This window comes from Mesorhizobium sp. GbtcB19, from assembly GCF_019091085.1.
GTDB lineage: Bacteria > Pseudomonadota > Alphaproteobacteria > Rhizobiales > Rhizobiaceae > Mesorhizobium.
In genome coordinates, this window is record NZ_JAGXJY010000005.1 from 273,201 (window position 1) to 296,506 (window position 23,306).

The window sequence follows — 23,306 nt, forward strand, 5'->3', positions numbered from 1 at the left end:
GGCCGACAGGCCGGGAGTTTCCCCCATGACCGAGCTCAGCGACGACCAGAAGCGCGATTTCGAGGCAGCCGCCTTCCGCCGGCTGGTCAAGCATCTGCGCGAACGCGGCGATGTCCAGAACATCGACCTGATGAACCTCGCCGGCTTCTGCCGCAACTGCCTGTCCAACTGGTATCGCGAAGCCGCCGAGGCGGATGGAGTGGCGCTGTCCAAGGACGCATCGCGCGAGATCATCTACGGCATGCCCTATGCCGAATGGCAGGCGCTCAACCAGACCGAGGCGCCGGACGCCAAGAAGGCGGAGTTCGAGGCAAGGCGACCGAAGGATCATTAGAGCAAATCCAGGAAAAGTGTGAGCGGCTTTCCGTCCGGAATTGCGTAAAAACAAGGAGATAGGGCGTTTCACCGTTCCCGTGAAACGGTGAAACGCTCTAGCAGTCTCGATCCCGCGTCGAGGCCTTACCCGGTTCGGCCCAACGCTATGGCGGATCCCGTGAACGGCAGCACCAGATCATAACCGGCCGGCGGCGGCGCGATCGGCGTGGCTGCGGAGGTGCCGAACTGGGTCACGCCCGCGCCGAGATAGTCCGCCAGATCGTGGCGGCCGCCGCCGAACTCAAACGCGCTGCTGGCGACAAGGCGCGCGCTGAACACGTTGGTGCCGATCAACTGCACCATCGTCGTGCCCGCGGAGACCGCAACCGTCGTGCCCACCACCAGGCTGGTGCGGCGGAAGGTGGCGATGCATTCGCCGCGCGCGAACGAAGCCGGGTCGTCAAAGGTCCATGTCGGCCGACGCTGCAGATAGAGCGAGAACTCGCCCACCGGATCGAGCCCGAGCGACAGCACTCCGTTCTCGATCCCCTGAGCCTTGAATGGCCTTGCCGCGAAAGTGAAATACGCACCTGTCTCGGCGCGATTAGCGTCGGACAGCGGCACGTCGAAGAAGGGCAGATGCAGGAAATATCCGTAATCGGCCACTGCGCCATCTTTGGCGCGATAAAAGCGGCCGGTGGCGTACCAGGCGAGTTCGGCAGGGAGCAGAGCGGTCATGCTGGGTCCTATGATGTCTTGGGATGGACACTGCGACTGTGCCCCGTTCCGGCTCGGGCGAGAAGCTCCCTCTCGGTCACGCGGCTTGGCCCAAGCACTTTCGTTCGGCGGAGCTTGACTACAAATTGAATCGATCTAATTTCCCGCCCAAAGCCATTTTGGCGTAGCGGACTTCGAACAATGAGCATGCAGACCACGACGCGGGCCGCGACGCGCGGCCGCTGGGCCATCGCCGGCATTTTCCTCGCCAATGGTTTTCTCACCGGCAGCTGGGCGCCGCAGATCCCGGTGTTCCTGACCCGGCTCGACATCACCAAATTCACGCTCGGCCTGCTGATCCTCCTGTTCGGCGTCGGCGCCGTCATGGCCATGACCTGGTGCGGCCATCTCATTTCCAGGCATGGTTCGCGCACCGTGACGCGTTGGTTCGGCGTCTGCGGCAGCTTCGGCCTGCTGATCGTGGCGCTCGCGCCCAACGTGCCGCTTGCGGCGATCGCCATGCTGGTCTTCGGTGGCTCGATCGGCGGTATGGATGTCGCGATGAACTCGAATGCCGTCGTTGTGGAACGAAAACTCTCGCGCGCCATCATGTCGTCCTCGCATGGTTTCTGGAGCCTTGGCGGCTTCGCCGGCGGCGCGCTCGGCGGCTATTCGATCCAGAACTACGGCTATCTGCCCCATGCCGTCGCGGTGACCGTGGTCGCCTTCGCCATCATCGCCTTTGCCATTCGCTACCTCATCGCCGAAGACAAGCCACAGGCGGTCGAGCATCAGAAGTTCACGCTGCCTCGGCACACGGCCGTCTACCTGGTCGGGCTGATGGCGCTGCTCACCATGATCTCGGAAGGCGCGGTGCTCGACTGGGCGGCGCTGTTCCTGCACCAAGAACTGGGCGCTGATCTCGCGGTCGCCGGTCTCGCCTATGCCGCCTTCTCCGGCGTCATGGCGCTGATGCGTTTCCTCGGCGACGGCGTGCGCAACCGCTTCGGCGCGGTGGCGACGTTGCGTGGCTCGGCGCTCGTCGCCGCCGCCGGCATGCTGGTCGCAGGGCTGTCGCCCTCGCCCTACCTTGCCATTGCCGCCTTCGCCTTTTGCGGCTTCGGCATCGCCAACATGGTGCCGATCCTGTTTTCGGCCGGCGGCAACCAGGAAGGCATGTCGTCCGGCACCGGCATGAGCGTCGTCACCACCATGGGCTATTCCGGCATATTGGTGGCGCCGTCGGCGATCGGCTTCGTCGCCGAGCATTCGAGCTTCGGACCGATCTTCATTGCGCTGTCCGGCCTGCTGGTGATCGTGCTGCTGATGGCGAGCCTCGCTCACCGGGCCGAATTCGCTCCCGAACCTATGCCCGCCGAATAGCGCTTCAGCTCTTCATGAAGGAAATCCGCCACGCGGCGGATGCGCATGCTGGTGCGCACGTCGCGATGCATGGCGAGCCAGACAGGCAAATTGGGCAGAGGCAAAGGCACCTGCGGAAACAGCTTTTCCAGCTCCGGATCGGCATCGGCCAGCGGCTCCTGGCCGATGCCGATGCCATTGCCGGTCCGCACCGCCTCCCACAGCACGATCTGGTTGTCGGTCCGGAAGCGGAAATGGCTGCGGCCGACCGGAATGCCGAACGAAGTGAAGCCGCGAATGATCTCGTCGCTTCGGTCGAAGCCGACCAAGGCATGATCGGCAAGATCTGCGGGCGTCTTGGGACGGCCGCGCCGGTCGAGATAGGAGCTGGCGGCGCATAAGCAGAGCGGAATGTCGGTGACCTTGCGCGCCACCAGCTCGTTCTGCGCCGGCCTGACCATGCGGATGGCGATGTCGGCGTCGCGGCGCAAAAGGTTCTCGACCTGGTTCGAGGCGACGATCTCGACCTCGATGCCAGGCTCCTCCTCGCCAAGCCGCGCCATCATGTCCGGCAGCACGAAGGCGGCGACCACTTCCGAGGCGGCGATGCGCACCGTGCCCTCGATCGCCTCGACCGACCCCAGCGCCAGCAGCGAAAAGGCATTGGCCTGCTCGCTGACCGCCCGGCCGCGCTCGTAAAGCGTGCTACCCGCCTCGGTCAGCTCATAGCCGCGCCGCCCGCGCCGGAACAGCGTGACGCCGAGCGCCTGCTCCAGCTCGCCGATGTGACGGCCGAGTGTCGGCTGGCTGGCCGCAAGCCTGCGCGCCGCGCCTGACAGGCTGCCGGTTTCGGCGACCGCAACAAAACTCTTGATCAGGTTCCAGTCGAATTCCTTCATTCAGTTTTGAATAACAGAACGCCGATCTCAGTCAATTTCAATTCGTTCGTGAACGCATCAGATTAGCCGGGCAAACGCAAGCAATGGAGAGAACAGATGACCAAGATCGCAATCCTCGGCGCCAATGGCCGGCTCGGCCGCGTGGTTGGCAAGGCCTTCATCGACGCCGGCTTCGACGTCCGCGCCGTCACCCGCACCGGCAAGGTGCCGGCCGAACTCAAAGGCGCCACGGCCGTTGCCGGCGACGCGCTCGACCGCAACTCCCTGATCCGCGCAACGCAAGGCGTCGACATCGTCTTCAACGGCCTGAACCCGATCTACACCGACTGGGGCAAGTGCCTGCCGATGGCCGAGAACGTCATGGCCGCCTGCCGCGCGAACAACACGCTGCATCTCTTCCCCGGCACCGTCTACAATTATGGCTCACCGATGCCGCAGGTGATCACCGAAGCAACGCCGTTCCATCCGACCACCGAAAAGGGCCGCATCCGATGCGCCATGGAGGACCTGTTCCGCCGCGAGGCCGATGCCGGCCGCGTGCGCACCATCGTGCTCAGGGCCGGCGATTTCTTCGGCGGCACCGGCTCAGGCTCGTGGTTCGATCTCGTCGTCGCCGCCAAGATGAACAAGGGCGTCTACACCGCGCCCGGCCCGGCCGACCTTACCCATGAATGGGCCTATCTGCCGGACTTCGCCGTTGGCTTCGTCGGCCTTGCCCGCAATCTCGACAAGCTCGGCTTCTATGAAGCCATCAACTTCCCCGGCCACGCGATCACCGATCTCGACATGAAGGCCGCCGCCGAGAAGGCGCTGAACCGCAAACTGAAGCTCTCCTTCATGCCCTGGTGGGTGCTGCGCGCCGGCAGCCCGTTCGTCGCCATGTGGCGCGAGATCGTCTCGATGTCCTATCTGCGCTTCGAAGCGCACCGGCTGGTTTCGACGCGGCTGGAAGAGGTGATCGGCGAAATCCCGCACACCCCGCTCGACCAAGCGGTGAAGGAGGCGCTGCGGGATATCGGCATATCAGCCGAGTCCTCGCGTCTTGCCGCTTGATCAGATCCTGCCCATCAGCAGCAGGATCAGAAACACGATCAAAAGGACGCCGACGATGCCGGACGGCCCGTAGCCCCAGGAGCGGGAATGCGGCCATGCCGGCACGGCGCCGATCAAGATCAGAACCAGGATGATTACGAGAAGTGTGGTGATGGTCATGATAAACCCTCGCCGTCTAGAGCAATTCCAGGAAAAGTGTGAGCGGTTTTCCGTTCGGAATTGCGTAAAAACAAGGAGATAGGGCGTTTCACCGTTTCCGCAAAACGGTGAAACGCACTGATAAACTTGAAGGAACAATGCAAAAAGCCGCCCGGTTGTTCCCGGACGGCTTTTATCTTTGGGGTTGTGAAACCGCTCTATTCCGCGGCTTTCGGGAAGGCCTCCGCCGGCTCGACGCCGGCCTCGCTGGCGGGCACGTCGGTCGAGACCTTGCCTCCGCCGCGGCCGAACAGGCGGCTGAACCAGTTGCGCCCAGCGCCCGGCTTCACCTTGGCGCGGGTGAACACCATCAGCATCGACGGCGTCACCACCAGCGTCAGCAGCGTGGCGAAGGACAGGCCGAAGACGATCGCCGAGGACAGCGAAATCCACCATTGCGTCGACGGCGCGTTGATCGTCGTCTCGTGATGGAAGATTTCCAGGCCGAGACCGAAGGCGATCGGCAGCACGCCAAGGATGGCCGACACCGCCGTCAGCACCACCGGGCGCGCGCGCTCGCGGCAGGTCTGCAGCACCGCGTCCATCTTGTCCCAGCCTTCCTCACGGAGCCGGTCATAGGTGTCGATGAGCACGATGTTGTTGTTCACCACCACGCCGGCGAGCGCGATCACGCCGATGCCCGACATGACGATGCCGAAGGCCTCGCCCGTCAAAAGCAAGCCGAGGAACACACCGATCGTCGCCATGACCACGCAGGACAGGACAAGCCACACGCTGGTGAACTTGTTGAACTGCGCCAGCAGCACCAGGAAGATCAGGAAGAGCGCCGCGCCGAAGGCCTTGCCGAGGAACGCGCTGGCCTCCGCACTGTCCTCGTTGGAACCGGCCAACTTCCAGCGTATGCCGCTACCGAGGCCCATGTCGGTGACGGCCTTCGTCACCTGCTCCTGCACCGCCGCCACCTGGGCGCCGGCGCTGACATTGGCCTGCACCACCACGGTGCGCGCGCCGTCGATGCGGTTGAGCACGCCGACGGTCGGCTCGGGCTTCCTGACGACGAAATTCGAGATCGGCACCGACCCTTGCGAGGTCTGCACCCTGAGCTCGTCGAGCGTCGACAGCGTGCGCCGGTCCTCAGGCAGGCGCAGCCGGATGTCGACTGCCTTGTCGGCACCGGCCGGCCGGTATTCCGACAGCTTCAGGCCGTTGGTCACCAGTTGCACCACGGTGCCGACAGATGTCGGGCTGATGCCATATTGCGCCGCCTTGGCGCGGTCGACCTCGATCGCCCAATCGACGCCGGGCGGCGGCAGGCCGTCCGAAATGTCGATGACACTAGGCACCTTGGCGATCCGTGCCGCGACCGCGCGCGCCTTGTCGTCGAGCCCGGCCGGATCGGCCGCCGACAACCGGATCTGGATCGGCTTGCCGGTCGGCGGGCCGGCCTCCGGCACGCGCACCTCGACATCGACGCCCGGGATGCCGGCCATCACGCCGCGCAGATCGTCGAGGATCTGGTTGGCGGATTTGCGCTCGCGCCAGTCGACGAATTCGTACTGGATGACGCCGACCACGTCTTCCGGAACATCCTGGCCGCCGCCCTGCGTCTTGCCGACGCGGGTATAGACCGACTTCACACCGGGCCAGCCGAGCAGCCGGTTTTCCGCCGTCTTCGTCGCCGCGTCCATTTCGGCCAGCGAAAGATTGCCGCGCGCATGCACATAGAGCAGGCCGTAGTCCGGCTCGACGCTGGGGAAGAACTCGACGCCGGCGCCATATTTCGAATAGGCGAAACCGACGCCGACCAGAAGGCCGACCGTGAGCAGGATGACAGTGATGGGGAAGCGCACCGCCTGCTTGACGATTGCCATATACCAGCCGTCGCGATGATCGTCCTCGTGATGCTCCGGCGCCTTGGCGAAGATCGCGCCCAAGGTCGGCGCGAAGACCAGCGCGTAGAGCATCGAGGCCGACAGCGTCACGATCAGCGTGATCGGCATGTACTTCATGAAGTCGCCGATGATGCCGGGCCAGAACAGCAGCGGCGAGAAGGCGGCGATGCGCGTCATCGTGGCGGCGATCACCGGGCCGGCCATGCGCTTGGCGGCGAGCGCGAAAGCATCGGCCTTCGGCATGCCCTCGCTCATGCGCCGCTCGGCGAACTCGGTGACGATGATGGCGTCGTCCACCAGCATGCCGACGGCCAGGATCAGGCTGAACAGCACGATCATGTTGATCGTGTAGCCCATCATGGCGAGCAGCAGGATGCCCATTAGGAACGACGACGGAATGGCAAGTCCGATGAGCAGCGAAGCCCGCCCCGACAGTGCATAGAGGATGACGATGAACACCAGGATGACGGCGATCATCACATGGTTCTGCAGGTCGCCCAGCAGCTGGTTGACGAAGACCGATTTGTCCTGCGTGTAGGTGACGTGCATGCCCTCGGGCATCGTCTTGATGAAGGTGTCGGACACCTGCCGGACATGGGTCAGCGTGTCGATCAGATTGGCGCCGATGCGCTTCTTCACTTCGATGGCGATGGCCGGCCTGCCGTCGAGGCGGGTGACCGTCTCGGCATCCTTGAAGGTGGAGCGGATGGTGGCGACGTCCTTGGCCTGCACCACGGCGTTCGGCGTGGCGACCACCGGCAGGTTGGCGACATCTTCCGGCGTCACGATCAGCGACGGCACCTTGACCGCGTACTTGCCCTCCGAGCCTTCGAGATTGCCGGCGGCGACCAGGCTGTTGGAGGCGGCGACGCCCTGGATCACCTGGTCGAGCTGCAGCCCGTAGGAGGAAAGCTTCACCGGATCGATCACGACCTCGACGAGGTCGTCGCGCGCGCCCTGCAGCGAGCCTTCGAGCACGCCGGGCACTTCCTCGATGCGGTCGCGCAACTCGCGCGCGGCCGACGTCAGCACACGTTCCGGCACATCGCCGGAAAGCGTGACGACCAGAACCGGAAATTCCGAGACGTTGACCTCGTTGACCGTCGGCTCCTCGGCCGCCTGCGGCAGGTCGGCCTTGGCGTCCTGCACCTTGCTGCGCGTATCCTGCAGCGCCGTCGCCAGATCGGTCTGCGGCTGGAATTCGACCAGCACGTAGCCACCGCCCTGGAAGGCGGCCGAGCGCATCTCCTTCAGCCCCTTGAGGCTCTTGAGCTTGCTTTCCATCGGCCTGAGCAGCAGCCGCTCGGAATCCTCCGGCGAGATGCCCTGATAGATCAGGCTGACATACATCATCGGGATCGGAACGTCAGGCTCCGCTTCCTTGGGCGTCGACTGATAGGCGACCCAGCCCGCGACGAGCAGGAACAGCAGCGCCGATATTGTGAGGCGGGCGTTGTTGATGGCGAGTCTGACGATATCCATGACTTCGGCCTGTTAAGCTTCGGAGGCTGCGGACCGCCATCGCCGGGTTGGTCCGGCGATGGACGAGTCGTGCTTTACTGCGTGCCGGCGGTGGCTTCGCCGATCAGCTTGTTGATGGTCGCCTGGTCGGCCTCGACGGGCTTCACCAGGTCGCCTTCCTTCACCAGCTCCTGACCGGCGACGATGATGCGCGCATCCTGCGGAATGCCACCCAGCACCAGGCCGTGCGGCGTGTCGTCGACCAGGTCGATCGGGAAGAACGCCACCTTGTCGTCCTTGCCGACGGCGCGGATGCCGAGGTCGCCCTTGTCGCCCAGCGTCACCACCGAGCGCGGCAGCATGACCGCATTGGTCGGCTCGGCGCTGAGCGCGATCTCGGCCGTCATGCCGGCGGGGATCGAGCCGTCGCCATTGGGGATCGCCACTTCGACGCGGAAGGTGCGGGTCTGCGCCGAGGCATCGCGGCTGATGTAGCGAACCGTGCCGGTGACCTTCTGGTCGTTGACCAGACGCACGTCGGCCTCGTCGCCGATCTTGACGTAACGCAGGTCGCGCTCGCTGATTTCGCCGCGCGCGATCACCGGATCGAGCTTCAAGATCGTCGCCACCTCGCCGCCCTGCATCACCGAGCTGCCAAGTTCCACCGGAATGCGGTCGATGACGCCATCGAACGGCGCCTTGACCTCGTTGCGATCGAGTTCGGCCTGCGCGGTATCGAGCTGCGATTGCGCCAGGGTCAAATTGGAGCGGGCGGTGTCGAGCTGCAGCTTCGGCAGGTTGCCGGTCTTGGCCAGCCGCTCGGCGGCGTCGAGCTCGGCCTTGCGCTGCACAAGAAGCTGCTTGGCGTTGTCGACGTTGGAGATCTTCTCCTCGGCGGCGAGCATCAGCACCAGGTCGCCGGTCTTGACGTGATCGCCCTGCTTGACCGGCAGCTTTTCGATGACGCCGGCAACCCGCGTCGCCAGCACGGCGCGCTTGTCGGCCTCGGTGAGGCCGGAAATGCGGATGGCGCGCGCATAGGTCTTGCGCGGCGGCGTCACCACCGCCACGGTACGCGGCGCTGCCTTGGGCTCGGCTTGCGCCGTGTTCGGCTTCGCAGCTTCCGGCCTCGCGGCGTCCGGCTGCGCCAGCTTGCCGGCGTCAGTGGACTTGTCGGTGGTAACCGACTTATTTGCGGCGCTGCCGACGGAAGAAAACGCGCCCGTACCCATCCAGGCCGCGAAACCGATGAGCACGACAATGGCTGCAAGCTTGTGAAACCTGATTTTCGGCATCGTCATTTTCCGTTGCAGGACCTGGCGAGGTCGGCGCTTCCGACTTCGGGCGCGCGGCCGATATGGGTGCGCGCTTGGTCCAGTTCAATTTGCCGTGAACAGCGAAGCGCGCCTTCTACCTGAAAGTTGCGGCGCAATATAGTCGGAAAAGTTGCCGGATCATTGCGCCAAGGAACGCAATACCTCGACAAAACAGGGCTTTTCTGCGAGCCGACTGCCGCTTTTGCGGGCACGCCGACGAGTTTCGCCAGGTTTCCCCAAGGTTACTGGCAGCAGCCGTCAGCATGATGCAAAAAATCTTTCACATCCGGCGGCGATTACCCGATTGAGCGCGGCTCTGCCTCCGCCCTTCCTGGGCTGAAGCTGTCAAGTGATGAGGTTCAGCAACCGGAAGATACGCTCGAAGGTCTTGCCGTAGGGCGGACGCAGCAGGCCGCCGGCGCTGAGCTTCGACTGGATGAAGATCGGCTTTTCCTTGCTGAAGGTGCGGAAACCCCATTCGCCGTGATAGGCGCCCATGCCGCTGTCGCCGACGCCGCCGAAAGGCTGCCGCTCCTGCACCAGATGCATCATGCAGTCATTGACCGTGACGCCGCCCGCCACGGTTTCCCGCATCACCCTCTGGCGGTTGGCGCTGTCGCTGCCGAACCAGTAGAGCGCCAGCGGACGCTCGCCCCGGTTCACATGGTCGATGGCCTCGTCGACAGTGCCGTATTCGATGATCGGCAGCACCGGCCCGAAAATCTCCTCGCGCATCAGCCGCAGATTTTCGCCCGCGTTGCGCACCAGCACCGGCGCCATCTTGCGGTCGCTGACGCCGAGCGTCTCGTTCGCCGGATTGACCTCGATGAGGTCAGCGCCGCTGTCGCGCGCCTCGGCGACCATGTCGTTCAATCGCCGATGATGCCGCTCGCTGACGATGGCCGTATAGTCAGGATTGTCGCCGAGGCGCGGATAGAGCTTCGCAATTGCCTTGGCGAACTTGGCCGCGATTGCCGCGCCCTGGCCTTGCGGCACCATGAGATAGTCCGGCGCAATGCAGGTCTGGCCAGCATTGAGCAGCTTGCCATAGGCGACGCTGGCGACCGCCGCGTCGAGGTCGCAGGACGGATCGAAGATCGCCGGTGACTTGCCGCCGAGCTCGAGCGTCACCGGCGTCAAATTGACGGCCGCGGCCAGCGCCACCTGGCGGCCGACGGCGGTCGAGCCGGTGAACAGCAGATGGTCGAAAGGCAGGGACACGAACGCCTTGCCGACCTCGGCATCGCCGACCATCACGCTGACCTCGTCGGCGGCGAAGTACTTCTCGACCACGCTGGCGAGCAGGTCCGAAAATTTCGGCGTCAGCTCCGACGGCTTTAGCAGCACGCGGTTGCCGGCCGCGATCGCCGCGGTCGCCGGCGCGATGGCGAGCTGGAACGGGTAGTTCCAGGGCGAGACGATGCCGACGACGCCAAGCGGCTGCGGCAACAGGCGGTTGCGTCCCGGCATGAACGGCAGACTGGTGGCGACGCCGCGCTCGCGCATCCAGGCGCTGAGATGCGACAGCGCATGCCTGATGCCCGCGCGCACGACGAACAATTCGGCAAGCCGCGTTTCCTGTGCCGAACGGGCGGAAAAATCGCTGTCGATCGCGGCGCAGATCTCGGCCTCGTGCTTCTCGGTGAGCGCCAAGAGGCGGTTCAGCCGGTCCTTGCGCACGTCCAGCGTCGGGAACGGCTCCTTCTCGAAGGCCCTGCATTGCGCTTCAAACCGGACTCCGAGAGCGTTCTGTCTGGTCTGCAGCATCGCCATCTCCCCTTTACGTTCAGGTAAGACTACATCGCGCCGCAGGCGTGATCCAGCACCTCACCGATTCCGTCGGGGAAGCTACTGACAGTTGGAACAGACTTGCTGACAGGTTGGATGCCGCTCTAAGCCCGCCGACGCGCGGATTCGGGCTTGATGCGCGCGGCGAGGAATTCCTTGACGCGGCGGCCCGGCGCCGGGCCGCGCAGCGGCTTGAAACCGTCGTCGAGCTCGCCCGACAGATCGAGAGTCGCTCGGCTGCCGACAGCGTCGTAATTCTCTTCCAGCCAGTCGCTGGCGGCACTGCGGCCGAGGTCGCGCAGATAGGCGATGAAAGCCCATTCGGCATTGACCTTGGACGACGCCGACAGATCCTTGAACGCCTCATCGGCATCGATGCGGTGCATGCGGATGTCGCGATATTCGCCATGCGGCAGGCGCCCGGCCGCGATCAGTTCCTTGACGAAGGCGATCGAGCGGAATTCGCGCAGCAGCCCGGCGTTGAAGGTGATCTCGTCGATGCGGTTCTGGATCTCGTTGGCGCTTTTCGGCGTGCCTTCGCGCACCACCGGATTGATCTGCACCAGAAGCACGTCCTCGGTCGCCGCCGTCTTGAAGAACGGATAGAGCGCCGGGTTGCCGCCATAGCCGCCATCCCAATAGGGCACGCCCTTGATCTCCACCGCCTGGAACAACTGCGGCAGGCAGGCCGAGGCCATCACCGTATCGAGGTCGATCTCGCCATCGGAGAAGACGCGCAGCTGTCCGGTCTCGACATTGGTCGCCGAGATGAACAGTTCCATCGACTTGCAGGCGTGCACATTGCCGAAATCGATCTCCTGCTCCACCACATCGCGCAGCGGGTTGAGACCTAGCGGGTTGGCGACATAGGGCGAGAACACCCGCGACATCGTGTCGAAGAAAACGTAGCCGGGCGTGTTCTCGATCGACCAGTTGCCCCAGACCACGTCCCACGGCATGCGCTGCACCGGGCTGAAACGGCCCTTCGAGGCCACCGCCCGCCAGAAATCGTCGAGCTTCTTTCGCGCGCCTTCCACGCCGCCCCGGACAAAACCGTCGGCCAGCGCCACCGCGTTCATGGCGCCGGCGCTGGTGCCGGACACCGCCGCGATCTCCAACCTGCCGTCCTCCAGCAGACGGTCGAGCACGCCCCAGGAGAAGGCTCCGTGCGAGCCGCCGCCCTGAAGGGCGATGTTGATCTTCTTCTTTTCCTCCGCCTTGCCGTTCTTCGCCATGGCGTTCCTGTCCTGTTGCGGCTGGCTGCCCTTGCGTCATTGCGAAGGGCAGCTTCCGGCTGCTTATGTTGCAGTGCAGCATATAAGGACGAACCAAGGCAAGAACACGAACACACAAGCGTGATCAGGTGAGATTTTGGTCGCGAGACGCTCTTTCCTCGCCCCACGAAGTGGGGAGAGGTGGCCCGGCGAAGCCGGGACGGAGAGGGGCCTTCGCCGCCACCGAAAGTTTGCGCTCGGAAGCTACTCCAGCGCAATCGAGAGTTCGATCTCACCCGAAAGGGACACTGCTCCACGGCCGGCGTCCCCCGCTCCGTCCCGGCTTCGCCGGGCCACCTCTCCCCCGCTTTGCGGGGGAGAGGAACTGCTTTCAGGCAACCAGATCGGGCACCGGCCCGACATAACGCGACTGCGGCCGGATCAGCCGCCCGGTGGCCTGCTGCTCGCGCGCATGCGCGATCCAGCCGGCGACGCGGCCTGCGGCAAAGACGTTGGAGAACGCCTCTTTCGGGAAACCGACCGCTTCGAGCAGAAGCGCGGTGTAGAACTCGACATTGGTCTGGATCGAGCGCTGCGGCTTGGCGATCCTGAGCACCTCGAGCGCCGCCTGTTCCACGGTCTCAGCGAAAGCGAGACGGCTACCAGTCTCGTTGCGCGAAGCGAGCTGCCGCACGACGGCCTTCAATGCGTCGGCGCGTGGATCGCGCACCCGGTAGATACGATGGCCGAAACCCATGATGCGCCGGCCATGCGCGATCTCGTTGCTGAGCCAGGTGGTGGCATCGCCGCTGGATTCGATGGCGTCCAGCATCTCGATCACCGGCCCCGGCGCGCCGCCATGCAGCGGGCCTTTCAATGCGCCGAGCCCAGCCAGGATCGCCGAGGTCAGTCCGGCCTGCGTCGACGCCACCACGCGGGTTGCGAAGGTCGAGGCGTTGAGCCCGTGGTCGCAGACCGTCACCAGGTAACTGTCCAGCGCCTTGGCGAGCGTTGGCGAGGCGATGCCGGAGAGCATCCGCAGCATGTCGCCGGCATGATCGGCTTTTGCGTCGGGAGCGATCGGCGTCTCGCCCCCGCCAAGACGCAGCAGCGCCGGCGTCAGCACCGCCGGCGCCGCGATCAGCCGCAGCGCATCGGCAAGCTCGTCGCCATCCGGCAGGATGGCCATGCCGGCGCGCATGCCGCTGTAGATGTCGAGCGGCGCAAGCTGCGCGAGCATCGGTTTCGCACGATCGAATACCTCCACCCGGGCCTTGCCGATCGCCTTCTCCAGTTCGCTATCGCCTGGAAGCTCGTCGAAGAAGCCGTCGAACAGCAATCGCACCACCTGCGCGTAGCGCCAGCGGCCGGCGAGCTCTGCCAGCGAATGGCCGCGTATGGTCAGATGCCCGCCGGCGCCGTCGACATCGGAAAGCACCGTATCGGCCGCCACAACATCGTCGAGCCCATTTGCCATGATCGTCTCCTTGACCTTTTGCGCATTGCAATTAATGCTCGTCAATCAATGCATCAATCTTGATCAAGATAATCAATGTAAGGCGACAAATGACGGAGTGGCTGACGCGGGAGCAGGCGCTGGAACGGCTGAACGTCCGGCCGCAGACGCTCTATGCCTATGTCAGCCGCGGCCGTATCGGCATGAAGCCGGACGACACCGACCCGCGCCGCAGCCAGTACCGCGCCGACGATATCGCGGCACTTGCCACGCGCCGCGATCGCGGAAGGAGCCCGCAGGCGATCGCCGAGAGCGCCATCGCCTGGGGCGAGCCGGCGATCACCACCGCCATCTCGACGGTGCTGCATGGCCGCCTCGTCTATCGCGGCAAGGATGCGGTGGAATTTTCAGCGTCGGCAACGCTCGAGGAAGCGGCAGCGCTCTTGTGGGCGTCGGACTCTCCCGTGTCGTTCGCTTCGCTGACCGCCTCGGCAGCAAGGCACAGCGGCACGCCAACGGCGTTCGCCAGGCTTTCGGCGCTCGCAGCCGAAGGCTGGCCCTCGCTCGGCCGCCGGCCGGCCATGCTGCAGCGGGACGGCGCCGCCGCCACCAGCGCCCTGGCCACCGCGCTCGGCGCCACGCCGGGTTCCGAAGCCGTGCATACGCGGCTGGCGCAGGGCTGGTCGGTGGAAGCAGCCGGCGCCGAGTTCATCCGCAAGGCGCTGGTGCTTTTGGCCGATCACGAGCTCAACGCCTCGACCTTTGCCGCCCGCGTCGCCGCCTCCACCGGCGCGCCCGTCGCCGCCTGCCTGCTCGCCGGCCTGGCGACGCTCACCGGGCCGCGTCATGGCGGCGCGGGCGCGGCGGCGATCGCCCTTGTCGAGGATGCGGAGCGATTGGGTCCTGACGAAGCGATCGCCCGCTGGCTGGCGCATGACCGGCCGCTGCCCGGCTTCGGCCATCCGCTCTATCCGCAAGGCGATCCGCGCGCCGAGGGCCTGTTCGCCGGCTTCAAGATCGATGACGGGCTGGTGCAATTGCGCAAGGCGGTTCTTGCCGCGACCGGCCTGCATCCCAACATCGACTTCGCTCTGGCCGCGATGACGCGCAGCCTGCGCCTGCCGGCCGACGCACCCTTCCGCCTGTTCGCGCTCGGCCGCAGCGTCGGCTGGACCGCGCACGCCATCGAGCAGGTGACCAGCAACAGGCTGATCAGGCCGCGCGCCCGCTATGACGGGCCGGCTGAGAGGGCGGTTGGCGACGGGTAAAGCGCTAGGGTGTGTCGAGATTCGGGTCAGGCCGAGTCGAGAACGATGGCTGCCGAGAACCGGAGCGGAGCGTACTCAAAGTACGTGAGCACCGGAAGCGCAGGCAGCCGTCGTTCGCAGGCCGGCCTCACCTGAATATCAACGCACCCTAAGACATCGTGTCCAGCTTGCGCTGCATCGCCGCGATCTGCGCCTTCAATTCCTGCAGATCGTCGGACTTCTCTTCCTTCTTCGGCGGCTCGGCCGGTGCCGCGGAATTGCCCCCGGCCGACGGGAACGGCGTGAACATGCGCATCGCGTTCTGGAACATCTCGACGTTGCGGCGCGTCTGTTCCTCGAGCGCCTTCATCGGCGTCTTCATCATGTCGATCGGTGCCTTGCCGAAGGCGCCTTTCAATTGCTCACGGAACCGCTCCTGCTCCTTGGAGAAGGCGATCATCGACTGTTCGAGGAAGCTCGGCACGATCATCTGCATCTGATCGCCGTAGAAAGAGATGAGCTGTCGCAGGAACGGGATTGGCAGCATGTTCTGCCCGTCCTTGTTCTCCAGCTCGAAGATGATCTGCGTCAGCACCGGATGGGTGATGTCGTCGCCGGTCTTTGCGTCCTGGACCGTGAACTCCTCGCCCTTCTTGACCATCTCGGCCAAGTCCTCAAGCGTCACATAGGTGCTTGTGCCGGTATTATAGAGCCGGCGATTGGCATATTTTTTGATGACGATCGGGTCGTCTTTTGCGGCCATCCGTATCCTCCCCAGGACACCGGCACCTCATGGAGTAAGTGGCCGGTAACGATTGCGCCCTGGTCGAGGATAAGCGCAAAAGCGTCACAATTCCAAGTGGTTTGTGCACTGCGGCATCAATTAATGCTGCATAGCCACGACAAAAACCGCCGCGCGGTCAACGCCATGTTACCGCAACCGGTGCCCGCTCCGCTTGCCGCGCATGGCGGCCATGCCCATTTCCGGTTTGACTCAGGGGTTCGAACGGGCAAGAAAGTCCTAAAGCGATCCCGAAAATACGACCACTCGAAGTCTGGAGAAGAAAATGTCCGCTTCCAATGCCATCGTCGTCGCCAGCGCCGCCCGCACCGCGGTCGGCTCCTTCAACGGCAGTTTCGCCGCCACGCCGGCGCATGAGCTCGGCGCCGTGGTCATCAAGGAGCTGCTCGCCCGGGCGAATGTCGAGGCAAACGAAGTCGACGAGGTCATCCTCGGCCAGGTGCTGACCGCCGCGCAAGGCCAGAACCCAGCGCGCCAGGCCTCGATCAATGCCGGCCTGCCGAAGGAAACCACCGCATGGGGCCTCAACCAGGTCTGCGGCTCGGGCCTGCGCGCCATCGCGCTCGGCATGCAGCAGATCGCCACCGGCGACGCCAGGGTGATCATTGCCGGCGGCCAGGAATCGATGTCGCTGTCGCCGCATGCCGAGCACCTGCGCGCCGGCGTCAAAATGGGCGACTACAAGATGATCGACACCATGATCAAGGACGGCCTGTGGGACGCCTTCAACGGCTACCACATGGGCAACACCGCCGAGAATGTCGCCCGCCAGTTCCAGATCACCCGCGAAACCCAGGACGAGTTCGCTTTGGCCTCGCAGAACAAGGCCGAGGCCGCTCAGAAGGCCGGAAGGTTCAAGGACGAGATCGTCGCCTTCACCATCAAGGGCAGGAAAGGCGATACCGTCGTCGACCAGGACGAGTACATCCGCCACGGCGCGACGCTCGACGCCATGACCAAGCTGAAGCCGGCTTTCGACAAGGACGGCACGGTCACCGCGGCCAACGCGTCCGGCATCAATGACGGCGCCGCCGGCGCACTGCTGATGACCGAGGCCGAGGCTGCCCGCCGCGGCATCACCCCGCTGGTGCGCATCGCATCCTGGGCGACCGCCGGCGTCGATCCGGCGATCATGGGCACCGGACCAATTCCGGCTTCGAAGCGGGCGCTGGAAAAGGCCGGCTGGTCGGTCAAGGACCTCGACCTCGTCGAGGCCAACGAAGCCTTCGCCGCGCAAGCCTGCGCCGTCAACAAAGGCATGGGCTGGGATCCCTCGATCGTCAACGTCAATGGCGGCGCGATCGCCATCGGCCACCCGATCGGCGCCTCGGGCGCCCGCGTCTTCAACACGCTGGTCTACGAGATGCGCCGCCGCGGCGCCAAGAAAGGCCTCGCCACGCTGTGCATCGGCGGCGGCATGGGCGTCGCCATGTGCGTGGAAGCGCTGTGAGAAAAGAGAGTGAATGGTGAATGGCAAATGGTGAATGGCCTGGGTAACCGGCGCTCTTCGATCATTCACCATTCACTATTGACCATTCACCAAAAACTTTAGGGAGGAGGAACCACATGAGCAAGGTAGCAATCGTCACCGGTGGATCGCGCGGCATCGGCGCGGCGATATCGGTTGCCTTGAAGAATGCCGGCTACTCGGTCGCGGCGAACTATGCCGGCAATGACGAGGCTGCCGCGAAGTTCAAGGCCGAGACCGGCATCCCCGTCTACAAATGGTCCGTTGCCGACTACGACGCCTGCGCCGCCGGCATCAGTAAGGTCGAGGCCGATCTCGGCCCGGTCGCGGTGCTGGTCAACAATGCCGGCATCACCCGTGACGCCATGTTCCACAAGATGACGCCCGCGCAGTGGAAGGACGTGATCGACACCAATCTCTCCGGCGTCTTCAACATGACGCATCCTGCGTGGAACGGCATGCGTGAGCGCAAATTCGGCCGCGTCATCACCATTTCCTCGATCAACGGCCAGAAGGGTCAGGCCGGCCAGGCCAATTACTCCGCCGCCAAGGCCGGCGACATCGGCTTCTCCAAGGCGCTGGCGCAGGAAGGGGCTCGGGCCGGCATCACCGTCAACGTCATCTGCCCCGGCTATATCGCAACCGAAATGGTCAAGGCGATCGACGAGAAAGTGCTCAACGAGCGCATCATCCCGCAGATCCCGGTCGGCCGCCTCGGCGAGCCGGAAGAGATCGCGCGCTGCGTCGTCTTCCTGGCCTCCGACGAGGCCGGCTTCATCACCGGGTCGACCATCACCGCCAATGGCGGCCAGTACTTCGCCTGAGACCAGATTGTTAGAGAGAGAGCGGTTCACCGTTTCATGGAAACGGTGAACCGCTCTCTCTTTGTTTTGACGCAATTCCGGACGGAAAACCGCTCACACTTTTCCTGGAATTGCTCCAGGCGGCCCTGACATCGGGGCCGCCTTTTTTGCCGCCGCCAAGGCCGGCGCGACACCTTGCCTCAATTCGGCACGCAAAGATTAACGGCTTGGGTCACGCCCTGTGCGCAACCCGCTTCACAAGCTGTGGGTTATCGGTGGGCAAGCTGTGGATAACACCATATCTTGGGGTGAACAAACCGGGAAACTTCCGACATCTCCGATTCGTCGCCGATTCGTTCTGGCTTTGGCCGACAAGTTAACGGCGGACGGCTCAAACGTTACTGAGTTCGTTAAAAGCGATTAAGAAAGATCAACAATTTCATAACTTTGAGAGCGACCCACGGGAGAGTCTCGATCGTTCACCGGCAAAGGTTAACGCCGGCTCGGGTCCATTGGAGGCAAAGCATGAATCGGGCCAATTTCCCGATTCAGCATGTGGTGAGACTCAGCGTCAAAAAATCCACATATAGCCGTGAACAAAACCTGAATCAGAGAGAGTCAGCGATTCGTCGCCGATTCGTTCCAGACTCGTTCCAGCAGTTAACGACAGTCGATTTTTTCACGGCACTGGCAGGGCTCGTTGCTCCCCAAAGGAACATTCCGCTTTCGCTTGGCGCCCGAAGTCCCTATGTGTCGCCTGTCACATGCGGCGGCGCCGCCGTGCTTCAGACTACAAGCGGCAGAAACCTTATTTCCGAGCCGATGAACATCCAGCCGAAACATTCCCAGCCGCTGATCCTTTCAGGCCGCGACGTGACGGCCGTGCTAGGCCCCACCAACACCGGCAAGACCCACCTCGCCATCGAGCGCATGGTCGCGCATGAGACAGGCATCATCGGCCTGCCGCTCAGACTCCTTGCCCGCGAGGTCTATGCCCGCGTCTGCGAGAAGGTCGGCGCCCACAAGGTGGCGCTGATCACCGGCGAGGAGAAGATCGTGCCTGCCGGCGCGAAATATTCGGTCTGCACCGTCGAAGCGATGCCGCGCGAAACCGACGCCGCCTTCGTCGCCATCGACGAGGTGCAGCTCGCCGGCGACCTCGAGCGCGGCCACATCTTCACCGACCGCATCCTGCATCTGCGCGGCCGCCAGGAGACCCTCCTGCTGGGCGCCGCCACCATGCATGGCATCCTGCAGAAGCTCTTGAAGGGCGTGTCGGTGGTGACGCGGCCGCGGCTGTCGCATCTTGCCTATGCCGGCTCGAAGAAGCTCACCCGGCTGCCGCGGCGCACGGCGATCGTCGCCTTCTCGGCCGACGAGGTCTATGCCATCGCCGAGCTGATCCGCCGTCAGCAGGGCGGTGCGGCCGTCGTGCTCGGCGCGCTCTCGCCGCGCACCCGCAACGCGCAGGTGGAGATCTTCCAGTCCGGCGATGTCGACTATCTCGTCGCCACCGATGCCATCGGCATGGGGCTGAACCTCGACCTCGACCATGTCGCCTTCGCCCAGAACCGCAAGTTCGACGGCTATCAATACCGCAACCTGACCGCCGCCGAGCTCGGCCAGATCGCCGGCCGTGCCGGCCGGCATCTGCGCGACGGCACATTCGGCGTCACCGGCCAGGTCGACCCGTTCGACGAGGACCTGGTCGCCAAGATCGAGGGGCACGATTTCGACCCGGTGAAGGTGCTGCAATGGCGCACCGCGGATTTCGATTTCTCCAGCCTCGATGCGCTCAAGCGCTCGATCGAGACCAATGCGCCGGTCGAGGGACTGACCCGCGCGCTGCCGGCCGTGGACGCACAGGCGCTGGAGCATCTGTCGCGCGACGGCGACATCCGCGCTCTGGCCTCCGACAAGGAGCGCGTCGCGCTGCTGTGGGAAGCCTGCGCGCTGCCCGACTACCGCAAGATCGCGCCGGCCCAGCACGCTGACCTCATCGCCTCGATCTACATGGACCTTGCGCGGCATGGCCACGTCGATGAGAATTACATGGCCGAGCAAGTGCGGCGCGCCGACACGACGGAAGGCGATATCGACACCCTGTCGCACCGCATCGCACAGATCCGCACCTGGACTTTCGTCTCCAACCGGCCTGGCTGGCTGGCCGATCAGCTACACTGGCAGGAAAAGACGCGCGAAATCGAAGACAGATTGTCCGATGCGCTGCATGAGCGGTTGACGAAACGCTTCGTAGACCGCAGGACTTCCGTCCTCATGCGGCGCCTTAGAGAAAATACCATGCCTGAAGCCGAAATCAGCCCAACCGGAACCGTCCTCGTCGAAGGCCATCATGTCGGCGAATTGCAGGGGTTCCGCTTCACCGCCGACCAAAGCGCCGGCGGCGAAGACGCCAAGGCGGTGCGCACCGCTGCCCAAAAGGCGCTCGCGGCCGAGTTCGACGCGCGCGCGGAACGCTTTGCCGCCTGCGCCAATGGCGACCTGGCTTTGGGCTCCGACGGCGTGTTGCGCTGGATCGGCGCGCCGATCGGCACGCTGGTCTCCGGTGACGAGGCGCTGAAGCCCCGCCTGGTCCTGCTCGCCGACGAGCAGCTGACCGGCCCGGCTCGCGACAAGGTCGCGGCACGCGCCGAACGTTTCGTCAATTTCCAGATCGAGTCGCTTTTGAAGCCGCTGGTCGACCTGAAGAATGCCGACCAGCTCACCGGCATTGCGCGCGGCATCGCCTTCCAGCTGGTCGAACATTTCGGCTTGATCAATCGCCGCGACATCGCCGAGGAAATGAAGTCGCTCGACCAGGAAGGCCGCGCAGCACTTCGCCGCCTCGGCGTACGCTTCGGCGCCTACCATGTCTTCGTGCCGGCGCTGATCAAGCCGGCGCCGGCCGGTCTGGTGACCCTGCTGTGGGCACTCAAGAACGACGGCAAGGACAAGCCAGGCTTCGGCGACGTGGTGCATGCGCTGGCATCGGGCCGCACCTCTGTGGTGATCGACCCGGCCTTCGACAAGACCTTCTACAAGCTCGCCGGCTATCGCAATCTCGGCCGCCGCGCCGTGCGCATCGATATCCTCGAGCGGCTTGCCGACCTCATCCGTCCGGCGACCAACTGGAAGCCCGGCCTCGGCCAGCGTCCGGATGGCGCCTATGACGGCCACGCCTTCATGGTGACGCCGCCGATGATGTCGATCCTCGGCGCCACCGCCGACGACATGGAAGAGATCCTCAAAGGTCTCGGCTATCGCGCCGAGCCGAAGCCGGTCGCCGAGGTAAAGGCGAAGCTCGAAGCCCAGGACAATGCCGCCCGCGAAGCAGCCGCCGCCAAGCTCGCCGCCGAAGAGGCGGCCCGCGCTGCCGCGGCAGCCGAAGCCGCCCCTGCTGCTGATGCCAGCGCGGAGACGCCGGCCGAAAACACAGACGGGACGGCCGAGCCTGTGGCCGAAGCCGCCCCAGAGCCGGATGCCGAAGTGGCCGTCGAGCCTGCGTCGGAAGAGACGGCGCAGGAGGACGTCGCGGCGGCAAGTGAGCCGGCAGAGGAACAATCCGATGCGCCGGCAACTGTCGAGGCAGCGCCGTCCGCAAGCGAAACCGCTGAGATCGCCGCCGAGCCGGAAGCCTCGGTCGCAGGGGATACTCCACCGGCAGAGATCGTGGCATCGGAAGCCGCTTCCGCCGAAACTCCGGCCGAAGCCGAGGAACCAAAACCGATCCTCCTGTGGCGGCAGGCACGTTTCGACCATCAGCGTCCGCGCCATCGCCAGGACAACCGCCGCGACAATCGTCCGCGCGGCGGCCAGCCCGCGCGCGAGGGCGCCGCGAGCGGTCAGCCCGGCGACAAGCCCGCCCATGAAGGCCGCCGCGAGCAGCGCGACGGTGCCGGCAAGCCGCGCTTCGACCGCTCGAAATACAAGCCGAGGCCGGAGACGGGCGACCGGCGCGAGGGCGGCGAACGGCGCGAAGGCAGGCCGCAAGGTGAGCGTCCAGATCGCCACGAGGGGGGCCGCCGCGAGGGCAGGCCTGACTGGAAGGGCAACAGGCAGGACGGCAAGGGCAACGCGCCGGGCGGCAAGCCCGCCTTCCAGAGCAAGCCGCGCGAAGAGCGCCCGCAGCGCTTCGATCCGGATTCGCCCTTCGCCAAGCTCGCCGCCCTGCGCGACCAGCTGAAGAAATAGGCCAGAGCATGATCCCGAAAAGTGGGAACCGGTTTTCGGGTGAGATCATGCTCCAACCAAGAGACAGCATGATCCCGAACCGAAGGACCGCGTCAGCGAAAAGTGGGAACCGGTTTTCGGATAAGATCAAGCTCCAGCAAAGCTAGCCGCGATGGTTGGAGAAGGCCGCCAGCGCATCGACAAATGGCTGTTCTTCTCGCGCGCCGTTAAGTCGCGGTCCCTGGCGGCGAAAGTCGTCGTCGCCGGACGCGTCCGCATCAATCGCGACAAAGCAGCGCAGGCTTCGGATCTGGTGAAGCCCGGCGACGTGCTGACCATCACGCTGGAAGGCCGCATCCTCGTCTGGAAAGTCTTGAACTGCGGTACGCGGCGCGGTCCGGCCGAGGAGGCGCGGCTGCTCTATGAGGACATGTCGCCGGCGCCGACGCCCAAAGGCGAGGCCGTTCCGGACGCCATTCCGGCGTTGCGCGAGGCCGGCAGCGGCCGCCCGACCAAACGCGAGCGCCGGCAAACCGATCGGCTGCTCGGCGACGATTGAGATATAAGCGGCCCCTCGGCCTGGCGAACCCGGACAATTCCTTTTCCGCAACGCCGGCCCGGCCAGCAAACGCTGCCCTTGCATGCGGCGGGCAAAGGCGTTACCTCAGCCAAAAAGCCCAGCAAAATGGGACGTTCCGGAGCCTGCAATGACCTATGTCGTGACCGACAATTGCATAAAATGCAAATACATGGACTGCATCGAGGTCTGTCCGGTCGACTGTTTCTACGAAGGCGAGAACATGCTCGTCATCCATCCCGACGAGTGCATCGACTGCGGCGTCTGCGAGCCCGAATGCCCGGCCGACGCGATCAAGCCGGATACCGAGGGCGGCCTCGACAAATGGTTGCAGATCAATTCCGAATACGCCGAGAAATGGCCCAATATCACCGCCAAGAAAGAGCCGCCGGCCGACGCCAAGACCTTCGACGGCGAGACCGGGAAATTCGAGAAATATTTCTCGGCGGAGCCCGGCGAAGGCGATTGATGTAAGCGCCGATAGTGACGGCGTGATGCAACGTAACGGGGCCGATACAATTACTGTCTTGACAGGCAGGGGTGTCGCTTGGCGTTAGCGAACGCAGCAAAACCTTGATTCTTCCGACTTTTTGTGTTACATCAGCGA

The 23,306-nt window shown here is 64.6% G+C and carries 18 protein-coding genes; 9 read left to right on the forward strand and 9 right to left on the reverse strand.

The window, feature by feature from the left end; all coding sequences use genetic code 11:
• Positions 1–25: 25 nt before the first annotated feature.
• Positions 26–334 carry a DUF1244 domain-containing protein gene (locus tag KVT37_RS12315; protein ID WP_217573119.1) on the forward strand — a complete coding sequence of 103 codons (309 nt, stop codon included), beginning with the start codon at positions 26–28 and terminating at the stop codon, positions 332–334.
• A gap of 125 nt (positions 335–459) precedes the next feature.
• On the opposite strand, the gene KVT37_RS12320 is transcribed toward KVT37_RS12315, so the two are convergent.
• On the reverse strand, positions 460–1,053 hold the full coding sequence (locus KVT37_RS12320) for a hypothetical protein (RefSeq protein WP_217573121.1): 594 nt from the start codon (positions 1,051–1,053) through the stop codon (positions 460–462).
• A gap of 186 nt (positions 1,054–1,239) precedes the next feature.
• Between KVT37_RS12320 and KVT37_RS12325 the strand changes: the two genes are divergently transcribed.
• On the forward strand, positions 1,240–2,415 hold the full coding sequence (locus tag KVT37_RS12325) for an MFS transporter (protein WP_217573295.1): 1,176 nt from the start codon (positions 1,240–1,242) through the stop codon (positions 2,413–2,415).
• Here KVT37_RS12325 and KVT37_RS12330 read toward each other — a convergent pair.
• Complete coding sequence (locus KVT37_RS12330) at positions 2,373–3,293, reverse strand: LysR family transcriptional regulator (RefSeq protein WP_217573123.1); 921 nt, start codon at positions 3,291–3,293, stop codon at positions 2,373–2,375. The genes KVT37_RS12325 and KVT37_RS12330 overlap by 43 nt on opposite strands.
• 96 nt (positions 3,294–3,389) lie before the next feature.
• Here KVT37_RS12330 and KVT37_RS12335 point away from each other — a divergent pair, with 96 nt between their 5' ends.
• Positions 3,390–4,346, forward strand: coding sequence for an SDR family oxidoreductase (locus KVT37_RS12335; protein WP_217573125.1), 957 nt, complete (start codon positions 3,390–3,392; stop codon positions 4,344–4,346).
• Here KVT37_RS12335 and KVT37_RS12340 read toward each other — a convergent pair whose 3' ends face one another.
• The 6 genes from KVT37_RS12340 to KVT37_RS12365 all read right to left on the reverse strand — a co-directional run bounded on the left by KVT37_RS12340 (position 4,347) and on the right by KVT37_RS12365 (position 13,653).
• A complete protein-coding gene (locus tag KVT37_RS12340) occupies positions 4,347–4,505 on the reverse strand; it encodes a DUF3309 family protein (RefSeq protein WP_217573127.1) in 159 nt (52 codons plus the stop codon). It abuts the gene before it with no gap.
• A gap of 197 nt (positions 4,506–4,702) precedes the next feature.
• On the reverse strand, positions 4,703–7,879 hold the full coding sequence (locus KVT37_RS12345; RefSeq protein WP_217573129.1) for an efflux RND transporter permease subunit: 3,177 nt from the start codon (positions 7,877–7,879) through the stop codon (positions 4,703–4,705).
• Positions 7,880–7,953: 74 nt separating this feature from the next.
• A complete protein-coding gene (locus KVT37_RS12350; RefSeq protein WP_217573131.1) occupies positions 7,954–9,153 on the reverse strand; it encodes an efflux RND transporter periplasmic adaptor subunit in 1,200 nt (399 codons plus the stop codon).
• 366 nt (positions 9,154–9,519) lie between these two features.
• On the reverse strand, positions 9,520–10,941 hold the full coding sequence (locus KVT37_RS12355) for a coniferyl aldehyde dehydrogenase (RefSeq protein WP_217573133.1): 1,422 nt from the start codon (positions 10,939–10,941) through the stop codon (positions 9,520–9,522).
• A 125-nt stretch (positions 10,942–11,066) separates the two neighbouring features.
• Positions 11,067–12,197, reverse strand: coding sequence for a patatin-like phospholipase family protein (locus KVT37_RS12360; RefSeq protein ID WP_217573135.1), 1,131 nt, complete (start codon positions 12,195–12,197; stop codon positions 11,067–11,069).
• Between the two features lie 370 nt (positions 12,198–12,567).
• A complete protein-coding gene (locus KVT37_RS12365; RefSeq protein WP_217573137.1) occupies positions 12,568–13,653 on the reverse strand; it encodes a citrate synthase/methylcitrate synthase in 1,086 nt (361 codons plus the stop codon).
• An 89-nt stretch (positions 13,654–13,742) separates the two neighbouring features.
• On the opposite strand from KVT37_RS12365, the gene KVT37_RS12370 reads away from it, so the two are divergent.
• Positions 13,743–14,900: a citrate synthase gene (locus KVT37_RS12370; protein ID WP_217573139.1), complete on the forward strand. Its 1,158-nt coding sequence runs from the start codon at positions 13,743–13,745 to the stop codon at positions 14,898–14,900.
• A gap of 148 nt (positions 14,901–15,048) precedes the next feature.
• Here KVT37_RS12370 and phaR read toward each other — a convergent pair whose 3' ends face one another.
• On the reverse strand, positions 15,049–15,642 hold the full coding sequence (phaR, locus tag KVT37_RS12375) for a polyhydroxyalkanoate synthesis repressor PhaR (RefSeq protein WP_217573141.1): 594 nt from the start codon (positions 15,640–15,642) through the stop codon (positions 15,049–15,051).
• Positions 15,643–15,946: 304 nt separating this feature from the next.
• Between phaR and KVT37_RS12380 the strand changes: the two genes are divergently transcribed.
• The 5 genes from KVT37_RS12380 to fdxA all read left to right on the forward strand — a co-directional run bounded on the left by KVT37_RS12380 (position 15,947) and on the right by fdxA (position 23,168).
• Complete coding sequence (locus tag KVT37_RS12380) at positions 15,947–17,131, forward strand: acetyl-CoA C-acetyltransferase (protein ID WP_217573143.1); 1,185 nt, start codon at positions 15,947–15,949, stop codon at positions 17,129–17,131.
• A 116-nt stretch (positions 17,132–17,247) separates the two neighbouring features.
• The gene (phbB, locus tag KVT37_RS12385; RefSeq protein WP_217573145.1) at positions 17,248–17,973 is read left to right on the forward strand and encodes an acetoacetyl-CoA reductase; all 726 of its coding nucleotides are present in this window, start codon (positions 17,248–17,250) and stop codon (positions 17,971–17,973) included.
• Positions 17,974–18,774: 801 nt separating this feature from the next.
• On the forward strand, positions 18,775–22,143 hold the full coding sequence (locus tag KVT37_RS12390; RefSeq protein WP_217573297.1) for a helicase-related protein: 3,369 nt from the start codon (positions 18,775–18,777) through the stop codon (positions 22,141–22,143).
• Positions 22,144–22,294: 151 nt separating this feature from the next.
• On the forward strand, positions 22,295–22,681 hold the full coding sequence (locus KVT37_RS12395) for an RNA-binding S4 domain-containing protein (RefSeq protein WP_140833001.1): 387 nt from the start codon (positions 22,295–22,297) through the stop codon (positions 22,679–22,681).
• Between the two features lie 148 nt (positions 22,682–22,829).
• Positions 22,830–23,168, forward strand: a complete 339-nt coding sequence (gene fdxA / locus KVT37_RS12400; protein WP_095767304.1) for a ferredoxin FdxA — start codon at positions 22,830–22,832, stop codon at positions 23,166–23,168.
• Positions 23,169–23,306 lie beyond the last annotated feature (138 nt).